At 61.3% G+C, this 21,493-nt stretch carries 18 protein-coding genes and 2 tRNA genes; 10 read left to right on the forward strand and 10 right to left on the reverse strand.

What is annotated here, in order from left to right; genetic code table 11:
• The coding region (locus LG31_RS21570; RefSeq protein WP_033113656.1) for a hypothetical protein at positions 1–264 on the reverse strand (264 nt) is incomplete at its 3' end.
• A 244-nt stretch (positions 265–508) separates the two neighbouring features.
• Here LG31_RS21570 and LG31_RS0106415 point away from each other — a divergent pair.
• Positions 509–1,366: a formate dehydrogenase accessory sulfurtransferase FdhD gene (locus LG31_RS0106415; protein ID WP_033113657.1), complete on the forward strand. Its 858-nt coding sequence runs from the start codon at positions 509–511 to the stop codon at positions 1,364–1,366.
• Positions 1,367–1,381: 15 nt separating this feature from the next.
• Positions 1,382–2,248: a helix-turn-helix transcriptional regulator gene (locus LG31_RS0106420; protein WP_084059559.1), complete on the forward strand. Its 867-nt coding sequence runs from the start codon at positions 1,382–1,384 to the stop codon at positions 2,246–2,248.
• A 393-nt stretch (positions 2,249–2,641) separates the two neighbouring features.
• On the opposite strand, the gene LG31_RS0106425 is transcribed toward LG31_RS0106420, so the two are convergent.
• Together LG31_RS0106425 and LG31_RS0106430 are read right to left on the reverse strand one after the other, a co-directional pair.
• On the reverse strand, positions 2,642–4,756 hold the full coding sequence (locus LG31_RS0106425; RefSeq protein WP_050513418.1) for a sensor histidine kinase: 2,115 nt from the start codon (positions 4,754–4,756) through the stop codon (positions 2,642–2,644).
• A 26-nt stretch (positions 4,757–4,782) separates the two neighbouring features.
• A complete protein-coding gene (locus LG31_RS0106430; protein ID WP_033113659.1) occupies positions 4,783–6,138 on the reverse strand; it encodes a sigma-54-dependent transcriptional regulator in 1,356 nt (451 codons plus the stop codon).
• A 251-nt stretch (positions 6,139–6,389) separates the two neighbouring features.
• Here LG31_RS0106430 and LG31_RS0106435 point away from each other — a divergent pair, with 251 nt between their 5' ends.
• From LG31_RS0106435 to LG31_RS0106460, 6 genes are all read left to right on the forward strand, one after another.
• Positions 6,390–7,232 carry an ABC transporter substrate-binding protein gene (locus LG31_RS0106435; protein ID WP_033113660.1) on the forward strand — a complete coding sequence of 281 codons (843 nt, stop codon included), beginning with the start codon at positions 6,390–6,392 and terminating at the stop codon, positions 7,230–7,232.
• A gap of 64 nt (positions 7,233–7,296) precedes the next feature.
• Positions 7,297–7,998, forward strand: coding sequence for an ABC transporter permease (locus tag LG31_RS0106440; protein WP_104014170.1), 702 nt, complete (start codon positions 7,297–7,299; stop codon positions 7,996–7,998).
• A 28-nt stretch (positions 7,999–8,026) separates the two neighbouring features.
• Entirely contained in the window at positions 8,027–8,722 is a 696-nt protein-coding gene (locus LG31_RS0106445; RefSeq protein WP_033113662.1) for an energy-coupling factor ABC transporter ATP-binding protein, read from the forward strand.
• Complete coding sequence (mobA, locus tag LG31_RS0106450) at positions 8,694–9,329, forward strand: molybdenum cofactor guanylyltransferase MobA (RefSeq protein WP_033113663.1); 636 nt, start codon at positions 8,694–8,696, stop codon at positions 9,327–9,329. The genes LG31_RS0106445 and mobA overlap by 29 nt, the downstream gene beginning before the upstream one ends.
• The gene (locus LG31_RS0106455; protein WP_033113664.1) at positions 9,326–11,086 is read left to right on the forward strand and encodes a bifunctional molybdopterin-guanine dinucleotide biosynthesis adaptor protein MobB/molybdopterin molybdotransferase MoeA; all 1,761 of its coding nucleotides are present in this window, start codon (positions 9,326–9,328) and stop codon (positions 11,084–11,086) included. Before mobA ends, LG31_RS0106455 begins: the two co-directional genes overlap by 4 nt.
• Before the next feature lie 61 nt (positions 11,087–11,147).
• Positions 11,148–12,206, forward strand: a complete 1,059-nt coding sequence (locus tag LG31_RS0106460) for an FUSC family protein (protein ID WP_033113665.1) — start codon at positions 11,148–11,150, stop codon at positions 12,204–12,206.
• A gap of 76 nt (positions 12,207–12,282) precedes the next feature.
• Here the strand turns inward: LG31_RS0106460 and LG31_RS0106465 are convergent, their stop codons facing one another.
• The 5 genes from LG31_RS0106465 to LG31_RS0106485 form a co-directional block, all read right to left on the reverse strand.
• Positions 12,283–13,656: an HD-GYP domain-containing protein gene (locus LG31_RS0106465; RefSeq protein WP_033113666.1), complete on the reverse strand. Its 1,374-nt coding sequence runs from the start codon at positions 13,654–13,656 to the stop codon at positions 12,283–12,285.
• Between the two features lie 87 nt (positions 13,657–13,743).
• A complete protein-coding gene (locus LG31_RS0106470; RefSeq protein ID WP_033113667.1) occupies positions 13,744–14,298 on the reverse strand; it encodes a DUF3332 domain-containing protein in 555 nt (184 codons plus the stop codon).
• Positions 14,299–14,458: 160 nt separating this feature from the next.
• Positions 14,459–15,754 (reverse strand): methyl-accepting chemotaxis protein, encoded by a 1,296-nt coding sequence (locus LG31_RS0106475; protein WP_033113668.1) that lies wholly within the window; start codon positions 15,752–15,754, stop codon positions 14,459–14,461.
• 170 nt (positions 15,755–15,924) lie between these two features.
• On the reverse strand, positions 15,925–16,392 hold the full coding sequence (locus LG31_RS0106480; protein ID WP_033113669.1) for a GNAT family N-acetyltransferase: 468 nt from the start codon (positions 16,390–16,392) through the stop codon (positions 15,925–15,927).
• Between the two features lie 183 nt (positions 16,393–16,575).
• Entirely contained in the window at positions 16,576–16,776 is a 201-nt protein-coding gene (locus LG31_RS0106485; protein ID WP_005334863.1) for a YbfA family protein, read from the reverse strand.
• Positions 16,777–16,987: 211 nt separating this feature from the next.
• Here LG31_RS0106485 and LG31_RS0106490 point away from each other — a divergent pair, with 211 nt between their 5' ends.
• Positions 16,988–17,281, forward strand: coding sequence for a hypothetical protein (locus LG31_RS0106490; protein ID WP_033113670.1), 294 nt, complete (start codon positions 16,988–16,990; stop codon positions 17,279–17,281).
• Positions 17,282–17,324: 43 nt separating this feature from the next.
• Here LG31_RS0106490 and LG31_RS0106495 read toward each other — a convergent pair.
• Positions 17,325–17,398, reverse strand: a tRNA-Cys gene (locus tag LG31_RS0106495).
• Positions 17,399–17,455: 57 nt separating this feature from the next.
• Positions 17,456–17,531 (reverse strand) — tRNA-Gly (locus tag LG31_RS0106500).
• Positions 17,532–17,780: 249 nt separating this feature from the next.
• Between LG31_RS0106500 and LG31_RS0106505 the strand changes: the two genes are divergently transcribed.
• Entirely contained in the window at positions 17,781–21,218 is a 3,438-nt protein-coding gene (locus LG31_RS0106505) for a hybrid sensor histidine kinase/response regulator (RefSeq protein WP_033113671.1), read from the forward strand.
• Positions 21,219–21,493 lie beyond the last annotated feature (275 nt).

Genomic DNA, 21,493 nt, shown 5'->3' on the forward strand with positions numbered 1-21,493 from the left:
TCGATTAACCAAGTCTAACAAAGTAATATTGTTATAAGCTTTCCTCCAAAATATAAACCTAGAGGGTGTGTATTCCCGTAATGCCTGAACATAAACACTATCTATAAATCTTTCCCAGTAGTCCAGATTGGAAAGCGATAAGTTGGCGGTAACATCAGAAAGTTCGACCGAATTATCAACAACCCCATCAATATAGGCTATGGCATACACGAACTTTTTGATAGCCAACGTTAACTTGCACTCTGTGTCTTGCAAATTATTCATACCCTACTCTGATAAAAATAAAATCCTATGGGGCATACTAAACCATCACATGATGTTTTCAATAGAGTCAAAAATTTCTTTATCAAGAATCAACATAACCTCGCTCCACATCATTTTTACTCACAACCCTTATTATCATAAGCATTGTTGTTTTTTATCAAAAAACCTTAACATCCATATTTCACCAATTGGAACAAAACTTGCTATATCCCCTTAGATCCCGGCAACCGGTCGCGAGGGGCCCATGACACCGACCTTTATCAAAAGCAATGCTGCCGCCCAGCTCACCATGGCTGTCGAGGTGATGGATGAACAGGGCACGCTGCAAACCCGCCAAATCGCCTGTGAGCGGCCACTGACGGTCTACCTCAACTGGAAGGAGATCGTAACCCTGATGACGCTGGGGGCCCGCCCCGAAGCGCTGGTGCTGGGTTATCTGAAAAATCAGGGCTTTATCGAGGATATTTCGGCCATCGAGTCGGTAATCGTCGACTGGGAGAGCGAGGCCGCCGCCGTGGTGAGCAGCCAGCAGGCCGCTGATCTCGACAAGTCGCTGGAGAAGAAGACGGTCACCTCCGGCTGCGGTCAGGGCACCATGTATGGCAGCGTGATGAAAAAGCTCGAAGGGGTGGTCTTGGCGGCGCCGGAGCTTAAACAGAGTACCCTCTACGCCCTGCTCAAGGCGCTGTCGGCCCATAACGAAACCTACAAGATGGCGGGTGCCGTGCATGGCTGCGCCATCTGTCGCGGCGCCCAGATCCTCTCCTTTGTCGAGGATGTGGGGCGCCACAATGCGGTGGATACCCTGGCGGGCGAGCTCTGGATGCGCGGCGAGGCTGGCCACGACAAGCTCTTCTACACCACCGGGCGACTCACCTCGGAGATGGTGATCAAGGTGGCGCAAATGGGCATTCCGGTGCTGCTGTCGCGCTCCGGCGTCACCCAGATGGGGCTGGATCTCGCCCGCCAACTCGGCATCACCATGATTGCCCGCGCCAAGGGACGCCATTTCGAGGTATTCAGCGGCCACGACCATATCGTGCTGGACGAGAAGCCGCCGGTGCTGGCGCACGGTTCAACCGGGCGCGGGATGCGGGATTAAGCCATGAACGAATTTATGAATGTGAAGCAGGTGGCTGAGTACCTCGATCTCAACGAGAAGAAGGTCTACCAGCTCGCCAACGAGGCGCGCATCCCCGCCACCAAGGCGACCGGCAAGTGGCTGTTTCCCCGCTCCCTGCTCGATCGCTGGCTGCTTGGCAGCTGCCACGAGGGGGTGATGAACGACCGCCTGCTGCTGGCGGGCTCGGACGACGTGCTGCTGCACTACGCCAGCAGCCGGCTGGCCCGGCAGCTCGGCACCCAGGCACTGGTGGGCTACACCCCGTGCGGCACCCGTCAGGGGCTGGCGATGCTGGCACGCGGCCATGTGGATCTCTGCGCCATCCACTGGGGGCAGGCCGAGGAGGCGCACCTGCGCCACCCGGCGCTGGTACAGCAGTATCAGGGCCACCGGCAATGGGTGATCGTTCATGGATTTCGCCGGGTGCAGGGGCTGGTGCTTCGGCAGGGATTGCAACCCAAGGAGGCGAAAGAGTCGCTCGACTGGCGCTGGGCCATGCGTCAGGAAGGCGCTGGCAGCCAGCGCGCCCTGCAGGAGTGGCTGCAAACGCAAGGAGAGTCGCTGACCCGGCTGGAGCGCACCCTCGAGGTCAACAGCGAGCGGGAGCTGGCTGCCGCCATCAGCCGTGGCGATGCGGACGTCGGGCCCGGCGCCCAGAGCACCGCCACCGAGTTTGGCCTCGGCTTTATGCCCTTGTCGCAGGAGTGCTTCGATCTGGTGATGCCGCAGGGGGTCTTCTTTCGCACCTTGCTGCAGCAGCTGATCGGCTGGCTGCAATCCCCAGAGGGGCGCGAGCTGGCGGCCCGCCTCGGCGGCTATGACCTGACCCAGAGCGGCAAGCTGGTGTGGAGCCCGCAGTAAGCGACCCTGCACCAACCGAGCCGTTGACACTCTCCCGCAATTTCCCGTCTCGCAGGCCAAGCGGCCAGCGAGACGGTTTGCCTGCCCCTGCCTGACGCTCTTGCCACTATGCCTCTTGCTCCCCATCCAACCTGCCAAATCGGAGGGAGTACGCTGGCCGCCCCCATCCAGCTCTGGCAAGGGCTCAGAACGGGTTAGCCCTCGCTATAAGTTAAAATTTGGTCATTTTAGCAAAACCCATAAATTTAATTTATACCGACTGTTTTGCCCCAGATAGGCCATCACGGTCGGCCCAGCCTGCCCTGCAGCAGCCCCTCCGATCCGGCAAAGCCGCCATAAAAAAATCCCCAAGGCTTTGCTCGGGGATCTTTGCAGTTGCATGCAGGTGAAGGGTTACTGACCACGCTCGCCGCCGGAATCAAACCCCTCGGCATTGAGGGCGATGCGCCACCCTTCGAGCTGGGCCGGTTCGCCGCCGCTTGGCAGCAGGGCGTGGCTGCGCAGCCGCACGGTAAAGCAGCTCCCCTGCCCCGGGGTGGAGTCCACCAGCAGCTCGCCGCCCCAGCGGCTGATGATGCGGTGACTCAGGGCCAGCCCCAGCCCGGTGCCGGTGGCGCGGGTGGTGAAGAAGGGGTCGAAGATCTTGTCCATGATGGCCGCCTCGATGCCGCTGCCGTTGTCGATGACCCGCACCAGCGCCCCCTGCAACACGCCCGCCTCATCGAACCAGTCGCGGCTCTCGACCCGGATCTCCCCCTGCTCCCCCAGCGCGTGGCTGGCGTTGACCAAGAGGTTTATCAGCACCTGTAGCAGCTGCTGGCGATCCGCCTCGATGGGCTGCTGGGCCTTGAGGTCGGCCACCAGCGCCACCTGCTGCTGGCGCAGGGCGGAGCGCACCAAGGTCAGGCTCTCCTCGATGATGGGGTTGAGGTGCTGCCACACCGGCGCCGTCTCGTAGTCGCCGGGGCGGGAGTATTGCAGCAAGCTGCGGGTGATGGCGCGAATGCGCTCGATCTGGGTCAGTACCAGCGCCAGCTCCTCACTGACCGGCTCGGCCGCCTCCCCCAGCTCCAGCTTCATCAGCTCCACGTTGCCAAGGATCACCGCCAGCGGGTTGTTGATCTCGTGGGCCACCCCGGCGGAGAGCTCGCCAAGGGCCGCCAGCTTCTCGCTGATGAGCAGCTGCTGGCGCGCCTCGGTCAGCATCTGGATATGCTCCTCCAGCTCGGCGGTCTTCTGCTTGAGGCTCTGGGTGCGCTCGGCCACCTTCTGCTCCAGCTCGTCGGCGCTGCGGGCCATCTGCTGCTGGTGCGCCTCCTGCCTGTCCAGCATGGCGTCGAACTGGCGGCCAAGCTGGGCCAGCTCGTGGTCAGGGTCGAGGGCCAGCTCGCCGATGCGGGCCGACTGCCCCGCCTGCACCTGCCGCACCACCTTGTGCATCCGCTCGATGGGGGTGAAGAGATCCCGCGCGCTGCGATAGACCAGCAGGCCCGAGATGAGCAGCAACACCACCACGCCGGAGCCGAGCTCCACCAGATTGGTGAGGTAGGTGCGGATGATGGGCCACTCGAGGAAACCGACGTAGAGCATGCCGATCCGCTCGCCCCTGGCCCCCAAGAGCGGCTCGTAGCCCGAGACATACCAGGCGTCGTGGACGAAGGCGCGGTCAATCCAGAGATCGCCCCGCTTCAACACCTGCTCGCGCACCGGCGGCGAGACCCGGGTGCCCACCGCCCGGCCCACCTGATGGCTGCTGCTGATCGGGACGTTGGTGCTCACCCGCAGATCGTCGAGAAACAGGGTGACGGTGCCGACGCTGCCATCCGGCAGGGTGCTCTTGGCAAACACCTGCCCCTTGATCTCGTCCACCAGCCGGCTGCTGCCGTTAATCAGCTCGCCCCCCTCCAGCACCGCCCAAAGGGAGCCGTCGCGGCCCATCACCGGCGTCAGCGAGAGGCTGATCAGCCCCCGGTTCTCCACCACCCTGGTGCCATCCCGTTGCCACAGCACGGCCCGTTTGGCCAACAGCGGCGAGAGGGCGCGCATCTCCTGCTGCGACCAGACCACAAAGTGGCTGACGCTGTGCCCGGCACGCAGGGCCGTCAACTCCTGCGCCGTCAGGGTGTCCAGCTCGGCGCCGCGGCGCAGACGCAGAAAATCGAGGCCGTAGTTGGATGCCAGCGGCATCACCCAATCCTGCAGCTGATCCGGCGATTCCCGCAGCCGCAGCTGAAAGGCCCAGGCATCGCGCAGGTGTTCGAGGTGCTCGCTCTGGCGCAGCTGCTGCACGCTCACCGCGTGGTGGGCGCCGGCCAGATCGCTTCTGACCGTGGTGAGCAGGCTCTGCCAGCTGTAGGTGAGAGTCCAGTAGAGGGTAAGCGCCACCATGCCCGCCAGACTCAGCATGATGGGCATGGAGGTGAGCAGCAGCAGGCGCCAGCGTACCTTGGTGCGCACGCAGCGCGGCAACAGGATTCGGATACAGCGTGACAACAGGCTCTTTTTCATCGCCACTCCCTTGGCATCGGCAGACCTCATTCGATGGCCCACTCCTTGAACTTGCGATCCAGCGTCTTGCGCGCCACCCCGAGCACCCGGGAGGCGGCCGACTTGTTGCCATCGTGATTCGCCACCACTTGCAGGATGTGGGCCTTCTCCACCTCGGCCAGCGGCCACTCAACCGGATAACCGTCGCCGCCATCGCTTTGCGGCGCCGGCTGGCTGCTCTGCCAGTAGTCGGCGGGGGGCTTGCCGAGCAGCAGGCAGCGCTCGATAAGGTTGCGCAGCTCGCGCACGTTGCCGGGCCAGGGGTAAGCCTGCATCGCCACCACATCCTCGTGGGTCCAGCTTAAGGAGCCCATCCCCATCTCGGCGGTGAGCTGGCGGGTAAAGTGGTGCACCAGCGCGGGGATGTCGTCGATGCGCTCGCGCAGCGGGGCGACCGGCAGCGCCACCACGTTGAGGCGATAGAAGAGATCCTCGCGAAAGCGCCCCGCCTCCACCTCGGCTTTGAGGTTGCGGTTGGTGGCGGCGACGATGCGCACATCCACCGCCAGCTCGCGCTCGGCGCCGACCGGGCGAATGGCCTTCTGCTCCAGCGCCCGCAGCAGGGAAGCCTGCATGGCGAGCGGCATCTCGCCGATCTCGTCGAGAAACAGCGTCCCCTGATGGGCGACCCGAAACAGACCGTCACGCCCCTTGCGGGCGCCGGTAAAGGCCCCCTGCACATGGCCAAACAGCTCGCTTTCCAAAAGCTCCGGCGCGATGGAGGCGCAGTTGAGCGGCACAAAAGCCCCCACCCGGCCGGAGAGCTGGTGCAGGGCGCGGGCCACCAGCTCCTTGCCGGTACCGGACTCCCCCTCCACCAGCACGGCGGCGTTGGAGGGGGCGACCCGGGCGATCAGGGTCTTGAGCTCGCAGGTTTTGGCGCTGTCGCCAATCAGGGTGGGCGGAAAGAGCTTGCTCACCTCCCGGCGCAGCAGCAGGTTCTCCCGCTCCATCTGGCGGCGCTCGATGACCCGGTCCACCGCCTGCACCATCTGATCGAGATTGAAGGGTTTGAGAATAAAGTCGCTCGCCCCCAGACGCAGCGCCTTGAGGGCAGTCTCCATGTCGCCAAAACCGGTCATGAAGATGATGTCGCTGCGGCGGGTACCGGGCTCGATGGCCTCGTGCCACTCGATACCGGAGCGCCCCGGCAGCCGGATGTCGGCGATGATGAGATCGAAGTGAAGGCGGCAGCGCAGGGCTTCCGCCTCCTCCACGCTGGCAGCTGTCTCTATCTGGGCGAAGCGCCTGGCCAGCGCCTTGGCCAGAAAGCTGCGCATGCCGGGCTCATCGTCAACGATCAGCAGGGAGAGGGCAGACCAGCGGCCGGAAGAGACTGTCATGGAAAAAAGTACCTCGAATACAGGTAAGGTCGGAGAATGTCCCGATAACCGGAACCTTTGTGGGACATTTTGTCCTTCCCGTATCAAAATCACCAACACCAATTATTAAAAGCGATAACCGGCTCACCTAATTGCCGAAATTAAATCACTGTTTTTTAAGGGTAAAGAGCGAATCCAAGTGGTATGGAACAGTTTGGCACCCCGTTTGCTTGGCTGTTTCCTCTCTCACCTACCCTGAAAGTTGCATCACGATGACGATAAAAACCAACTTCAAACGTTTTGCCCTCTCTCTCGCCGCCAGCCTGCTGATCGCCGGTGCGGCCCATGCCGAAGCGGATACTAATGCCACAAAAGCGCCGATCCGCCTCGCCACCACCACCAGTACCGAACAGTCCGGTCTGCTGGGCTGGCTGCTGCCCCAGTTCACCAAGGAGACCGGCTATCCGGTGCAGGTGATGGCGGCCGGTACTGGCCAGAGCCTGAAGATGGGCGAGAATGGCGACGCGGATCTGGTGATGACCCACGCCCCCTCTGCCGAGAAGAAGTTCGTCGATGCGGGCTTTGGCATCGAGCCGGTGCACCTGATGTACAACGACTTCGTCATCGTCGGCCCGGTGAAAGACCCGGCGGGTCTGGCCAAGCTGCACGACGCGGCCAACGCGCTGCAAGCCATCAAGGATAAGGGCCAGACCTTTATCTCCCGCGGTGACGAGTCCGGCACCCACATCAAGGAGAAGACCCTGTGGCAGGCGGCCGACGTCAAACCCGAGTTTGCCGGCTACAAATCCATCGGCCAGGGGATGGGCCCGACCCTGACCATGGCCTCCGAACTGGGTGCCTACACCCTGACCGACCGCGGCACCTGGCTTGCCTATCAGAGCAAGCTGGATCTCGCCGTGCTGCTGGAGGGTGACAAGCGCCTGTTCAACCCCTATCAGGTGATTCTGGTCAACCCCAAACGCTACCCGGATCTCAATACCGAAGGGGCGCGCACCCTGAAGAACTGGCTGGTCTCCGAGCATGGCCAGAAGCTGATCGGCGACTTCAAGGTGGCCGGTCAGGCGCTGTTCGTGGCCGACGCCAACACCAAGTAATGCCCGCACCGACCGACATGGCGGCGCAGCTGGCCCTCCCCCTGCATGCTGACGGGGGAGGCGCCTGATGACGCTGCTCGACACGACCCTGGCGGCCCTCGCCCTGCTGTTCAACGGCGATACCGAGCTGTGGCAGGTGGTGGGGGTCTCCTTCTCCGTCTCCGGCATCGCCCTGCTGCTGGTGCTGCTGCCGGCGTTGCTGCTGGGTTTTGCTCTGGCCTACCTGCCGCTGCCCGGCCGCTGGCTCTGGCTCTCCTGCATCAACACCCTGCAGTCGGTGCCGACCGTGGTGATCGGTCTTTTGCTCTACATGCTGCTGTCGCGAGCCGGCCCTTTTGGTGACTGGAAGCTGCTCTTTACCCAGCAGGCGATGGTGGTGGGGCAGATGCTGATCGCCTTTCCGGTCATCGCCACCATGGCTCACGCCGCCTTTGTCCAGAGTGACCGCCGCGCCTGGGAGACCGCCCTGACCCTGGGTGTCTCCTGGCCCAAGGCGCTGCTCGGGTTGATGCACGAGTGCCGCTTTGGCCTGCTGGCGGCGGTGATCGGCGCCTTCAGTCGCATCGTCACCGAGGTGGGGTGCTCCATGATGGTGGGGGGCAACATCCTGCACTTTACCCGCAATATCCCCACCGCTATCGCGCTGGAGACCCAGAAAGGGGCCTTCACTCAAGGGGTGGCCCTCGGCATTGTGCTGCTCACCCTCGCCTTGCTGCTCAACCTGCTGCTCACCGCCTGTCGCGGCCAGAGCTATCTGAAGAATTGACCATGCCCGCAACCCACAGGAGTACCCCATGGCTCTGACCGCCCACCAGCTGACGATGCGCTTTGGCGATCGTCAGCTGTTCGAGATTGAGCGCCTCTCCATCGCGGCGGGGGACACCATCTGGCTGCACGGGGCCAACGGGGTAGGCAAGACCACCTTGCTCAAGATCCTGGCGGGGCTGCTCCCCCCGACCCGTGGCTACACCAACCTGCCGGGGCGCTGGCAACAGCGGCTCAACCGCCTGCTCAAACGGGATCTGGGGCCGGGCCGGGTCACCTATCTGCACCAGACTCCCTACCTGTTTGATCGCACGGTGCACGACAATGTCGCCTGGGCGCTGGACAAGCAGCTCGGCAGCGAGGTGCGGGTGTTCGAGGCGCTGCGCCGGGTCGAGCTGGAGGGGCTGGCACGGGAGCACATCAGCATTCTCTCGGGTGGCGAACGGCAACGACTGGCCATGGCCCGAGCCTGGGCGCTGCAACCCGCTTTTCTGCTGATGGACGAGCCCACCGCCAATCTGGATGCACATTCGGTTGCCCTGATGGCCGCATTGGCGCAAGATCTGCGGGAACATGGCAGCGGCCTGGTGGTGATCAGTCACCAGCACAACGCCCTGACCGACCTGTGCGAGCGGCAATGGACCCTCGCCCGTGGCCAGCTGCAAGAGACGACCCCTTTAAAAATCATCGAGCGACATGACTTCAAGAAGCGAATCCCCCTCTAGCCCTTTTCCCGTGTCGGCAGTGATCCTCGCCGGCGGCCGCGCCACCCGGATGGGGGGCGAAGACAAGGGATGGGTGGAGCTGGCGGGACGCCCGCTGATCGCCCACGTACTGGATCGGCTGCGCCCCCAGGTGGACGAACTCATCATCAATGCCAATCGCAGCCACGACCGCTATCAGGCGCTGGCTCCCGTCATCAGCGATGACAATCGTGACTACCTCGGCCCGCTGGCGGGCATGCAGGCTGGCCTTGCCGCCGCCCGCCACGACTGGGTGCTGTTCGTCCCCTGTGATGGCCCCGCCCTGCCAACCGATCTGATGAGCCGCTTTCGCGCCGCCCTGACCCCAACGACCGAGCTGGTGGTGGCCCACGATGGCGACTGGCTGCAACCCGTGGTCGCCCTGCTGCACACATCCCTGCTCCCCTCCCTCAGCGCCGCGCTGGCCGAGGGGGAGCGCAAAATCGATATCTGGTTTGCCCGCCACAACATGGCGGTGGTGAGCTTTGCCGATCAGCCGGATGCCTTCATCAATCTCAACAGCCCGGACGAGCTGGCCGCCTACGAGGCGCGCCTGCAAGACGCCACCGGACAAGGAGCCACCTCATGACCCCGGCCCCCACTCTTCCCCTGCTCGGCTTCGCCGCCTGGAGCGGCACCGGCAAGACCACCCTGCTCGAGCAGCTCATCCCGCTGCTGACAGGGCGCGGCCTGCGCATCGGGGTGCTAAAGCACGCCCATCACGACTTTGATATCGACCAGCCGGGCAAGGACAGCTATCGCCTGCGCAAGGCGGGGGCCCAGCAGATGATGGTGGCTTCCCGCCGTCGTCATGCGCGCATTACTGAAACAACGCACGGCGAGACCGAGCTGGCCGAAGCCGATTTTCGCCAGCTGCTGGCAAGCTTCGATCAGACAGAGCTCGACCTGCTGCTGGTAGAGGGGTTCAAGCACGAACACTTCCCGAAAATCGAGCTGCACCGCGCCGAGATTGGCAAGCCGCTGCTCTTCCCCGAAGACCGGGACATCATAGCGCTGGCCAGCGATCAGCCCGCAGAGACCACCCTGCCGCAACTCGATATCAACGACCTTGAGGCTATCGCCGACTTCGTCTGTAGCTGGTTTGACGGCTGCCAGACTCGCGAGCAGGAGGCTGGCAACGGCTTTTTGTCGGTCGAAGCGGCCCGCAACGCCATTCTGGCGGCCCTCACCCCAAGCACCGCCTGCAGCGACAAACCGCTGCCCGAGTGCCACGGCGCCGTGCTGGCCGCCGATCTGATTAGCCCCATCAATGTGCCACCCCACGCCAACTCGGCGATGGACGGCATTGGCCTGCGCAGCGACGATCTCGCCGCCGGTCGCTGGCAACTGGTGGGTGAAGTGCTGGCGGGTCAGCAGCGCCACGAGCCGGTGCTGGCCGGTCAGGCGGTGCAGATCATGACCGGCGCCCCGCTCCCCCCCGGTGTGGATACCGTGGTGATGCGCGAAGAGACCCATATTGAGGGTGAGTGGGTCACGGTCACCGCCCCCGTTCGCGCAGGGCAGAACGTGCGTCAGGCCGGGGAAGATCTGGCCAAAGGTGCGGTCGCCATCCCGGCCGGTACCCGACTCGCCGCCCCCCAGCTGGGGCTGGCGGCATCGCTCGGGCTGGGCAGCCTGCCGGTGCGCACGCCGCTGAAAGTGGCACTGTTCAGCACCGGCGACGAGGTGCAGGCGCCGGGCGAACTGCTCGCCCCCGGCCATATCTTCGACAGCAACCGCTTCACCCTGATGGCCCTGATTCGCGCCGCCGGTTGCGAGGTGATGGACCTTGGCATCATCCCCGATGACAAGGCCATCCTGCGCCAGCAGCTGGAGCAGGCTGCCGCCAGCGCCGATCTGGTGCTGAGCTCCGGCGGGGTCTCGGTGGGCAACGCCGACTTTATCAAGCTGGTGCTGGCTGAGCTTGGCCAGATCGATTTCTGGCGCATCCAGATGCGGCCGGGCCGCCCGCTCGCTTTTGGCAAGCTGGGGCAGACCCCCTTCTTCGGCCTGCCCGGCAATCCGGTGGCCGCCATGGTCTGCTTCCTGCAATTTGTCGAGCCAGCCATCGCCCGCCTGCAGGGCAAGCTGTGGCAGCCGCTGCGCCTGTCGGCACTGGCAGACGAGAAGATGAAGAGCCGCCCGGGTCGCACCGAGTTCCTGCGCGGCATCTTCCATCAGGATGGCAACGGCCAGCTGCGGGTGCGCACCACGGGGCCGCAGGGCTCCGGCATCCTGAGCTCGATGGCCGATGCCAACTGTCTGATTGAAATCGTCCCCGCTCAGAGCGGCATCGCCGTTGGCGAGCGGGTCTGGATCCACCCCCTGCAAGGACGATTGGCCTGAATCCCGACGGGGCGCAGGCCGGATGCAATGCGCCCCCAGGTCACTTTACACGAGGCTCACTGTGCGTCTTGATGCCCCCTTATCCCGGCTCGATCTGCTGGTCTATGGCCACTATCGCATCGTCCATGGCCTGCGCATTGCGCTCGCCTTTATGCTCACCTTTCTGCTTACCCGCCAGCTGCAACTGCCGGAGAGCACCTGGCCGCTGATCACGCTGGTGGTGGTGATGGGCCCCATCTCGTTTTGGGGCAATGTGCTCTCCCGCGCCCTGCAGCGGGTGGTGGGCACCATCTTCGGCGCCAGCTGCGGGATAGTGGCGCTCTATCTCGAGATCTACTCCCTGCCGCTCACCCTGATCTGGTGCGGCTGCATCATGTTCCTGTGCGGCTATCTGGCGCTCGGCAAGCGCCCCTATGTGGGACTGCTGATCGGCATCACCCTTGGCGTCACCATGGGGGCCCAGCCGGGGGATATCCATACCGCCCTCTGGCGCAGCGGCGACGTGGTGCTGGGCTCCCTGCTGGCACTGCTCTTTTGCAGCATCTACCCCCAGCGGGCCTACAGCCACTGGCGGCTGCAACTGCACCAGATCCTGCAGCAGTCGGGGCGGCTCTATCACACCCACCTCTCCCCCAACGTGCTGGAGCGGCCGCAGCTCAAACACAATCTCTCCCAGCTGCTGGCCCAAACCGGCAAACTGCGGGCCCTGCTGGCACCGGCCGCCAAGGAGACCCGCCACAGCATCGCCCTGTTTGATGCGGTGCAGGTCACCATGCGCAATACCCTCTGCACCCTTGAGATGCTGGCCAACACCTACTGGAACGATCGGGAGAGCCACTTCCTGATGCAGAGCACCCGCGAGCTGCACGAGTGCCATCAGGCGACCGAAGAGGCGATAAACCAGCTTGCCCGGATGCTGCAAACCGGCGACGGACGCGGCGCCGAGGCCGCCATCGCCCGTCTGCACGAGCTGGCAACCCGGGTCAACCTGCCCGCCAATACGGAGACGGCCATCATCGGCTATCTCTGGCTCAACGTGCAGCTCACCGAGCAGCTCACCCACCTGCGCCGCCTGCTGGGGCTGATCCTCACCGTGCCCCATCGCAAACAGCCAGCCTGAACGCCATAAAAAACGCCCCGCATTGCGGGGCGTTTTGCTATCTGACTGGCCGCTTGGGTCCTGAGGTCTGCAAGCCTTAACTGGCATTGGCCAGCGGCTGCTCGGGGGTAAGGTAGAGGGAGAAATCCTGAATACCCGCCTGCAGAGCAGCAAAGCAGTCGGGGTCGATGGCGGTGCCCAGATTCTCCGCCATCATCTCCAGCGCCTGTGGCACAGGGATGGCGCCGCGGTAAGGACGCTTGGCGGTGATGGCATCGAAGATGTCGGCCGTGGTGATGATGCGCGTCTCAAGGGTAATCTCGTCCCCCTTCAGCCCCTTGGGGTAACCTTTGCCATCGAGCCGCTCATGGTGGGCGCCCGCCACTTGCGCCAGCTCCTCGAATGCGCCGATGCGGCTCAGGATCTCCTCGGTGTAGGCGGCATGCATCTGCACCGCAGCCCACTCCTGCGCATCGAGCTTGCCCGGCTTGTCGAGAATGGCATTGCTCACCCCGAGCTTGCCCACGTCATGGAGCAAGGCGCCCCGCTTGAGCCAGCGCCGGCGCGGCTCGGGCAAGCCCATCTGGGTGGCAAGAATGTCGGTATAGAGCGCCACCCTGCCGCTGTGACCCGCGGTGTAGGGACTTTTGGAGTCCACCACCTGCCCGAAGGCCGCCGCGATCTCGTCCAGATAATCCTCATCCAGCGCCACCTCGCTCTGTCCGGCCGGGTGGACCAGCACCCACTCGGTCAGCCGGGGATCGGTCAGCCCTTGCCAGAAAGCATCGTCCGCCAGCGCTTCAAATTCGCGAACCAGTGTCGGATCAAACCAGCTGCCGCTGCGCTCGCGTAGCTCCTTGAGCGCCGCATCAGGACCTGCGGCCGCGTGAAACACATCCACCACCTGGCAGAGCAGGGCAATACGGGAGAAGAGCGGGATTGCCTCGCCTGCCAGTTGCAGGGGCCGACCTTTGCCACTCCAGTGCTCATCAAGGGAGAGGATGCCATCGGCAACATCATCACTGAAACGGAGCTGGCGAGCGATATCAGCCCCCCGATGACAGCGGGTCTGGATCAGTTCGTTGGCAATCTGGTCGCCGTTGCGAAAGATATGAAACAGGCTGCGAAAACGTCCCAGCAGATCCGCCTGCAAGCCGGTATGGCCCAGCACGAAGTTGACTACCTCGGAGAGGGAGCCATCCACCAGTTTGAAATCGCGTTTGAAATGAAGATCGTCGGTGAGATAGAGCTCGCAGATGCGGGCGGCATTGCTGCTGCACCCAAGATCCTTAAGCAGGAGCGTGTAGTAGAGATCATGGCGCAGCCGGGCATCCAGTCCCAGCCGCGCCCCCAGACGGGAACCTATCCAGCAGCAGCGAATGCAATGTCCTCTTGGTTGCCCCTCGGTCATGTCGAGCGCATGACTGAGGGAACCAATCAACTCCGCCAATCGCAATCCATTCACCGTCATAGTCTACTCCCTTAGACATCATGGCGATTTTGCCAGCCGATTATGTATACCCCATCTGGTGCTGGATAGATCTGGATTCAGTTGAATTTAGGCAGCAGCCTTGCCCTGATTCGCCCGCTCTTCCAGCTCAGCACGGCTCAGGGTAGAGACGAAGCGACCGTCGAAGTAGATATCCATCAGCTCGCCGCGCTTCTCGCCACGCATCATGCTGCTGCGACCATCCAGATAGTGCACCTCCATCTGGGCGGTATGCTCGTCGGGATAGCTGATCTCTACCTCACGCACCCCTTGCGGCAGCATGGCCAGCGGCACTTTGTGAAGAGACGGGTCGAGGTGCTGGTTCACCTTGATCACCGGGTTGGCTTTCATGTCTACCACAGCCGGTGACTTGCCGGTGATGGGGTTCTTGCCAGTCCAGAATTCGATGGTATTGAAGACAAACAGGTCGGCAGTTGCCGCCAGACCATAAATCGGGGAGAGCAGCATAAAGACGCCAGCCCGACCGTAGCGGTTGTCCACCACGCTCAGATTGCCCTTGGTCACCATGCCGGATAGCCCCATCTGTCCCATGCAGCCACTCAGCCCCATGCTCGCAACCATCATCAGCAACGCGGCCGCCCGCCCCTTCTGTTGTCGTACCATCTTGTTCTTTTCCTGCTCGGTTATGAATGAGGCGGCAAGCCTAAGCAAGAGAGGGGGTGGGGACAATTCACAATGGCGGGGTGATACAGGAAGAGTTCAGATTGGGGCACTGACTGGTCAGATGTGCATCAATGCCCCGGTTTAATTGTGGTCGAATGAGTCACATGGCCAGACCCGAAACCGTGGCGGAGACATTGTTTGCCTCGCGGCGGATCTCGCTCATCACTTCGTTGACTTCGCCGACCTGCTGCTTGCCCAGCTCGGCGCTGCCCGCCACATCAGACATCTCGGCGGCCACCTTGGCGGTCAGTTCGCGGTTGTTCTGCACCACCTTGGCTATCTCGTCGGTAGAGAGCGAGGTGCGTGCCGCAAGCTGGCGAACTTCATCAGCCACCACCGCAAAGCCACGCCCCTGATCCCCGGCCCGGGCCGCCTCGATAGCGGCGTTGAGGGCGAGCAGGTTGGTCTGATCGGCAATGCTGCTGATGGTGGAGACGATCGCCTCTATGCTGCGAGACTGCTCGTTCAGCTGATTGATAAGGCCAATGCTGTGGGTCAGCTGGCTGGCAATCAGGCTGGAGGTGTCGACCACCGAGGAGAGCAGACCCGCCCCGCGCTCAGCGCAGCTCAGGGTCTCCCGCGCCGCATCGTGAGCCAGCATGGCCGCCTCACGCACCGCATCGCTCTTGTTTATCCGCTCGGTGATGTCGCTGGCGAACTTGATCACCTTCACCACCTTGCGGTTCTCGTCAAGGATCGGGTTGTAGGTCGCCTCCAGCCACACCTTGCTGCCGTGGCTGTTCTGGCGGCAGAAGAGGCCTGATTTGAACTGGCCGCGCCCAAGCTCTTCCCAGAAGTGGGGATTCTCCTGATAGAAGTGGTCATCACAGAAGATGCGGTGGTGCTTGCCCTGCACCTGAGCCAGGGTGTAGCCCATGGTGTGGAGGAAGTTGGCGTTGGCAGTGAGCACTTCACCGGTCGGCGTGAATTCGATGACGGCCAGAGAACGATCAAGGGCCTTTACCACCGCCTGCTGGCTCAGCAGCTGCAGATGATGCTCCGTGATGTCGGCGGCAATCTTGATCACCTTGGTCACTACGCCGCGCAATTTGACGGGGAAGTAGGTGGCCTCCAGCCAGATTGGCTCGCCGCGGCGATTAAAGCGCTGAAAGACCCCGGTACGGGAACGCCCCTGTTTCAGGTCGGCCCAAAACTGCTGGTAGGCGCTGCTCTGGGCATACTGCTTGTCGCAAAAGATCCTGTGATGCTGGCCCACAACCTCGGATGCGCTGAATCCCACCACGTTGAGAAAGAGATCGTTGGCGGCCAGCACGGTGCCATCAGGGCTGAAAGTGATGGTCGCGACGCTGCCATGCACTGCATCGTAAAATCCCTGTTGCTCCAGAAGCTGCTCCTGACACTGCTGCAACTCGGCTTTCAATTTGTTATTGAACATCGAAACATATCCTCCAGACAGGCACCCGCCATGGCCAAACTACATGGTGGATCAACAAGATAATGACGGCGTGTACCCTCAGCATAGCTGGCTGAGCCATCAGACTCCCTTTTGGCAAGCTATTTATTGTCACCCATCACACGACGGGCTGATGGCTGACATGTCACGGCTCACCGGGCAGGTGGTTGCCACTCCATATAGGCAGGATTGGCGACAAAGCCGATCCGTTCATATAGGGGGCGCCCCTGCTCGCTGGCATGGAGCCATACCTTGCCAAACCCGCAGGCTATGGCCTCTGCAGCCATCACATCGAGCAGTGCACTGGCTATACCCTGCTTGCGATAATCGGACAAGGTATACATGTTGAGCAGATAGGCTTCTCTTCCCGCCAGATTGCCGGGATAGGGTGGCCGCACGAACATCGCCAGAGTACCTGCCGCGACAACCTGCTTATCGACCTCGGCCAGCCAGGATAAAGCGGATCCGCTCAAAAAGGCGTTGGTAAAATAACTTTCGGTTGCCTGTATCAGGGCGGGATCGGCTGCGGGGTGCGGCAACTCCCCCACTTCGCAGAAGAGCGCCATTCGCATGGCAACCAGCATCGGAATATCGGCCTCGGTGGCCTGACGGATCAGCATCGCAGCTCCTTGCGTCATCGGGATCCATAAAATAAGCAACTAACAGGGGGAAGAGCGCAGCTGCTGCCACATTGTGACATGCCCTTTTTGCACCAGCGATAGTAACAGAGTCGAGCATTAACCATCTGTTTTTAAACGCATAAAAAAAGACAGCCGAAGCTGTCTTTTTTATCGAAAAGGGTCTTAGTAGAAGATCCGCTCGCCACGTTCGCTCATCTTGAGCCAGACCGGCTTGGTACTGGTCTTGTTCCAGATGCGGTGCAGATAGCTATAAAAGCGGGCGCGATCACTACGAAACAGCATCACTGGAAACGCCAGAATGCCCACCAGCAATACATAAATGCGACGAAGAATAATCTGAGTCAGAGAAAAGGGATGAAACATGATGCAACTCCTTACTGGTACGACCACTGAGCAAAGATTACTCCACTATCTGTAGGATTACTACATCCCCGGCCATATTTTTTCATAAAAACGGCAAATGCGTGGGATAAATGAAATTGAGCAACGTGATTAACTAACAGTTAACACATTTGCGAAAATCGTGCGCTCTGCCACAGTTATGAGTGCGGAAACGTGCCGTATGGAGATGCGTATGAAGCTTTCAGAAGTTGCTCTGCTGGTGCTGATGCTCGCCTTGACCAAGGCGCAAATCGATGAATGGCAGCTCAATCAGGGGGATGCCATCGTGCTTGCCCGACAAGGGCCAACCACCGTCAGTCTGTGGCAGTGCGGCACTCTGAAACAACAGATGGCGGATCTCACCCAATACAGTGCAGAAAGCCAGTTTCAGAACCGGGGCCAAAACGTGGACGAAGTGAATCACTATCTTGAGCGGCAGTGGCGAGAAGCGGGCTGTGAACAGCTGATGCTGCAACAGAGCTACTGATAAAGTCGGCTTGAGATGATTTCTTGAAAAAAAAGAGAAGAGATGGAGGCACGTTCCGGAGTCGAACCGGACTAAACGGATTTGCAATCCGCTGCATAACCGCTTTGCTAACGCGCCATGCTGACAAGACTGATTGTCTTGAAAGTGATATCCATCGTTGGTTCGATGGAAAATTGGAGCGGGAAACGAGACTCGAACTCGCGACCCCGACCTTGGCAAGGTCGTGCTCTACCAACTGAGCTATTCCCGCATTACTGCTTCCGTGCCAGTTGCCTGACAACGAGGCGCATTATACGTACCCCGAGCGACAGCACAACCCTTTTTTCGCATTTAAACTCCGCAACCGGATCGTTTGCTCACCCTTTAGACGGGTTGCTGCAAAATCAGCCGTTCAGCTGTGACCAACCAAGCGAATTTGGGATAAAGTCGTTGAAATGATTACGCTTTAGTTCGAGACTTGAGCCGCTTAATAACCGGATTCTCAATTGAAATTCACAAGATGAAATGGATCTTCAGGCTTCGTGGACTCAGGCCGCAACTAATGCTGGCTTTTTTCATGTTGGGAATGGTGCCATTCCTGGTCGTCACCCTCTTTTTCCTCTACAGCCACGGCAAAGACCTCACCACCCAGACATCCAACCATCTGGTCTCCGTTCGCAACATCAAAAAGAGCCAGCTTGAGGATTACTTCAACAACCTCAAGGAGCAGATCACCAACTTCTCCCAGCAGGACTTTGCCGGCAACAGTATCGGTCGCTTCTACGGTTTTGCCGGTGCCTTTGAAAAGCTTGGCACCACGCCGCAGGAGGCCCGTGCCCGAGCGCAGGCCCGCTATGTGCCGGGCTCTTGGGATCAGCTGCAAAAGCCGGATCCCGAAGTCGAAATCGAACCCTCCATCAGTGCTCTCATTCTGGCTGACGAGATGTATGGCCGGGTGCATCAGCGCTTTCATCGCGGCTACGCCGACATGGTGCGTAAATCCAACTACAGCGACATCTTTCTGGTCGACCTCAACGGCGATGTCGTCTATTCGGTCACCAAACAACCTAACTTTGCCACCAACCTGCTCTCCGGCCCCTATCAGGGCAGTGGCCTGGGCCAGACCTTCGCCAAGATCAAGCGGCGCCTCGATGGCGGCCAAAAACCGCAACAGATCTTCGAATTCACCGACTTTGGCCGTAATGAGCTGACCGGTCAGGTGGTCGCCTACATGGCCGCCCCCGTGATGCAGTACGACTATGTACGCGGGGTGGTCATCTTTGAGCTGCTGCCGGACAAGCTCAACCAGATCATGGCGGAGCGTGAGGGGCTCGGGAAAACCGGCGAGACCATTCTCATCGGCCCCGACAAACGGATGCGGGCCGATGCCTGGCTAGCGCCGGAGTACAGCGTCGAGAAGAGCTTTAGCCAAAATTTCCGCCTGCTGCAGACCCCCCTCGTCACCAAGACCCTCTCTGGCGAGCAAGGGGTCGGGCTGTTTCGCTCCTATCAGGATGACGATGTACTCGCCGCCTACACCCAGGTGAAGGTATTCGATACCGAGTGGGCCTTTATCGCCGAGATCTCCACCCGCGAGGCCTATGCCCCCATCCGCCAGCTGGAGACGCTGGTCATCGTGCTGGGGGCTGGCTCCCTGCTGCTGCTGATCCTCTTCTCCCGCTGGCTCTCCCACTCCATCACGGCGCCGCTGCGCTCCCTGACCGAGGCGGCCGAGCAGGTAGCTGATGGCGCCCTGGATCACCCCATCGCCATCGAGCGCACCGGCGATGACATCGACCGGCTGGCGCAGGCGTTTCGCCATATGCAGCGCTCGGTGAAGGAGAAGATCGAGCTCATCGAACAGCAGACCATAGAGCTGCAACAGCAGGTCAAGCTGACCCACAAGCAAAACCTCAGCTTGCAGCAGGCTGACAAGCTCAAGGATGAACTACTGGCCAATACCTCCCACGAGCTGCGCACACCTATTCACGGCATCAAGGGGATGGCCGAGTCGATGCTCGCCAGCCAGCAAGATTTGACCGAGGGGCAGCAGAAACAGCTTGGCCTCATCATCAAGAGCGCCGACGGTCTGGCCCGTCTGGTGGACGATCTGCTCGACTACCACCAGATGCGCTATGGCCAGCTGGAGATCCACCCCCAGCCAGTCTCTTCGAAGGGGGTCATCCGGCTGGTGCTCGACCTCTGCCAGCATCTGGTACAGGCCAAACCGCTCACTCTGGTGGATATCAGCCCGGCCGAGCTGCCCCCCGTGCTGGCTGACGAGCAGCGCCTCGAACAGGTGCTCTACAATCTGGTCGGCAACGCCATCAAGTACACGCCGCAGGGCAAGGTGGTGCTGAGCGCCATGGTGGAGGGCAACTTCCTGCGCATCAAGGTGACCGATACCGGTATCGGTATCTCCCCCGAGCATCTGGAGCATATCTTCGAACCGCTGGTGCAGATGAGCCCGGAGGTAAGCAAGCAAGGGGCAGGCCTTGGCCTCTCCATCACGCGGCAGTTGGTGCACTTGATGGGTGGCGAGCTGAGTGTGCAGAGCGAGCCGAGCGTCGGCTCCACCTTTGCCTTCACCCTGCCGCTCGCGACCGGCAAGAGTGCTCCACTGACTCAGGGCAGCCGTCAGATAGAGCTGCAACTGGTGCGCCAGCAGCCGCTCATCCTGCCCGACTGGGAGAGCGAGGATCTGCCTCCGCCACCCGAAGGAGCCCCTCTCATCCTGGTGGTGGATGACGAACCCATCAATCTGCACATCCTGCGTCACCTCTTGCAGCCCTGCGGCTACCGCATTCTGCCCAGCAGCGATGGCCACGATGCGTTGGCCAAGCTCACCCAGGAGCCGGTGGATCTCATCCTGCTCGATGTGATGATGCCGACCCTCTCCGGCTTCGATGTCTGCCGCCGGCTCCGGGAGCATCATCCCAAAGAGAAGCTGCCGGTACTGCTACTCACCGCCCTCAACCAGCCCAAGGATATCGAAGAGGGATTCAACGCCGGCGCCAACGACTATCTGGTCAAACCCTTCTGCAAAGAGGAGCTGTTCGCCCGGGTCAAGGCATTGCTGGAGGCCAAGGCGGGGCGAGCATCTCTGGTGGAGAACCGCTTGCTCAAACAGGAGATAGAGCACCGCCTCACCCTGCAGGAGCGACTCCATCAGGATCAGATGCGCCTGCTGGCGCTGCTCGGCGAAGGGGCCGACCCCATGCTCTTTATCGACGAGCAGGGTACAGTGTTGTTCGCCTCCCGGGTACTGGCTCGCTTGCTGGGTCAGGAGCCGGAAACCATGGAGGGACAAGCTATCGACGAGTGGCTGGCCGAGCCGCTGAAAGAGCAGTGGCCCGATCTGGCTGGCCAGCGGGAGCATATTGTGGAATTTTTGGTGGCAGGCCAGAAAGATGAGCTCAACGCCCGTGCCCTGCCCATCACCCTCGGGGGGCAAGCGGCCTTTGCCCTTACCTTTACAACTGAACAACGCCAGGATGAGAGCCGCATCGTGGCACTGGAGAACGCCCTCAAAAACCTCTCCCGGCAAGCCATCATCGAAGATGAGCAGCTGCTGGGCGAGCTGAGCCGACTGGGCGGCGAATTCCGCTCGCTGGCCGACAACCTTATTCGCCAGCAGGATGACGAGCCCCTGCGCCGCGCCTTGGTGGAGACCATGCAGCTCACCCTGGATGCCTGGCAGCAGGGCACCGGCAAGGGCAAGATCGTGCTGGCGGAGAAGAGCAAGCTGTGGCGCGTCTACATGGACAGATCCAGCCCGCAGACCCGTACCCTCGACAAGTACCTCAATCTGGACACCCTGCCCAAATCGCCGCGCTGGAAGACGGTCGTTGCCACCACCGAGTATGTGCTGGGCCACTGCCCGCTCAACGAGCAACAGCGCCAACAGTTGCAACAGAGTGCCCAGACCCTGCGTCAGCTTGCCAACCGCAAGGTGTGAGTCGGCGCAGGATGCGCGCTGGCTCACACTTGGCAAACCGGTTTCTTTTTCCAGCAAAACAAAGCCCGATATCACCCCTGAAATCCGAGCCGATCCACGTCACATATTTGTCATGAACGTTGTTTTCAAGGCAACTTTTAGCGCAGAGAGAACGAACTTAACGATATGATTTACAACAGATAAAAATCCATTTTGACGAAATTGACGTAAGGTCTTGGATTTTTACGAAAACAACGAAATCAACAGTTGTTGTTTTCATGTTAACTCTGTTTTGC

The sequence above is a fragment of the Aeromonas lacus genome (assembly GCF_000764665.1).
GTDB lineage: Bacteria > Pseudomonadota > Gammaproteobacteria > Enterobacterales > Aeromonadaceae > Aeromonas > Aeromonas lacus.

Coding starts and splice junctions, on each gene's coding strand:
- LG31_RS0106425 (WP_050513418.1), bottom strand. CDS start 4,756: ATGAAAAAGAGCCTGTTGTCACGCTGTATCCGAATCCTGTTGCCGCGC.
- LG31_RS0106435 (WP_033113660.1), top strand. CDS start 6,390: ATGACGATAAAAACCAACTTCAAACGTTTTGCCCTCTCTCTCGCCGCC.
- LG31_RS0106480 (WP_033113669.1), bottom strand. CDS start 16,392: ATGCTGATCCGTCAGGCCACCGAGGCCGATATTCCGATGCTGGTTGCC.
- LG31_RS0106430 (WP_033113659.1), bottom strand. CDS start 6,138: ATGACAGTCTCTTCCGGCCGCTGGTCTGCCCTCTCCCTGCTGATCGTT.
- LG31_RS0106415 (WP_033113657.1), top strand. CDS start 509: ATGACACCGACCTTTATCAAAAGCAATGCTGCCGCCCAGCTCACCATG.
- LG31_RS0106470 (WP_033113667.1), bottom strand. CDS start 14,298: ATGGTACGACAACAGAAGGGGCGGGCGGCCGCGTTGCTGATGATGGTT.
- LG31_RS0106420 (WP_084059559.1), top strand. CDS start 1,382: ATGAATGTGAAGCAGGTGGCTGAGTACCTCGATCTCAACGAGAAGAAG.
- mobA (WP_033113663.1), top strand. CDS start 8,694: ATGACTTCAAGAAGCGAATCCCCCTCTAGCCCTTTTCCCGTGTCGGCA.
- LG31_RS0106475 (WP_033113668.1), bottom strand. CDS start 15,754: ATGTTCAATAACAAATTGAAAGCCGAGTTGCAGCAGTGTCAGGAGCAG.
- LG31_RS0106465 (WP_033113666.1), bottom strand. CDS start 13,656: ATGACGGTGAATGGATTGCGATTGGCGGAGTTGATTGGTTCCCTCAGT.
- LG31_RS0106490 (WP_033113670.1), top strand. CDS start 16,988: ATGAAGCTTTCAGAAGTTGCTCTGCTGGTGCTGATGCTCGCCTTGACC.
- LG31_RS0106455 (WP_033113664.1), top strand. CDS start 9,326: ATGACCCCGGCCCCCACTCTTCCCCTGCTCGGCTTCGCCGCCTGGAGC.
- LG31_RS0106445 (WP_033113662.1), top strand. CDS start 8,027: ATGGCTCTGACCGCCCACCAGCTGACGATGCGCTTTGGCGATCGTCAG.
- LG31_RS0106485 (WP_005334863.1), bottom strand. CDS start 16,776: ATGTTTCATCCCTTTTCTCTGACTCAGATTATTCTTCGTCGCATTTAT.
- LG31_RS0106505 (WP_033113671.1), top strand. CDS start 17,781: ATGAAATGGATCTTCAGGCTTCGTGGACTCAGGCCGCAACTAATGCTG.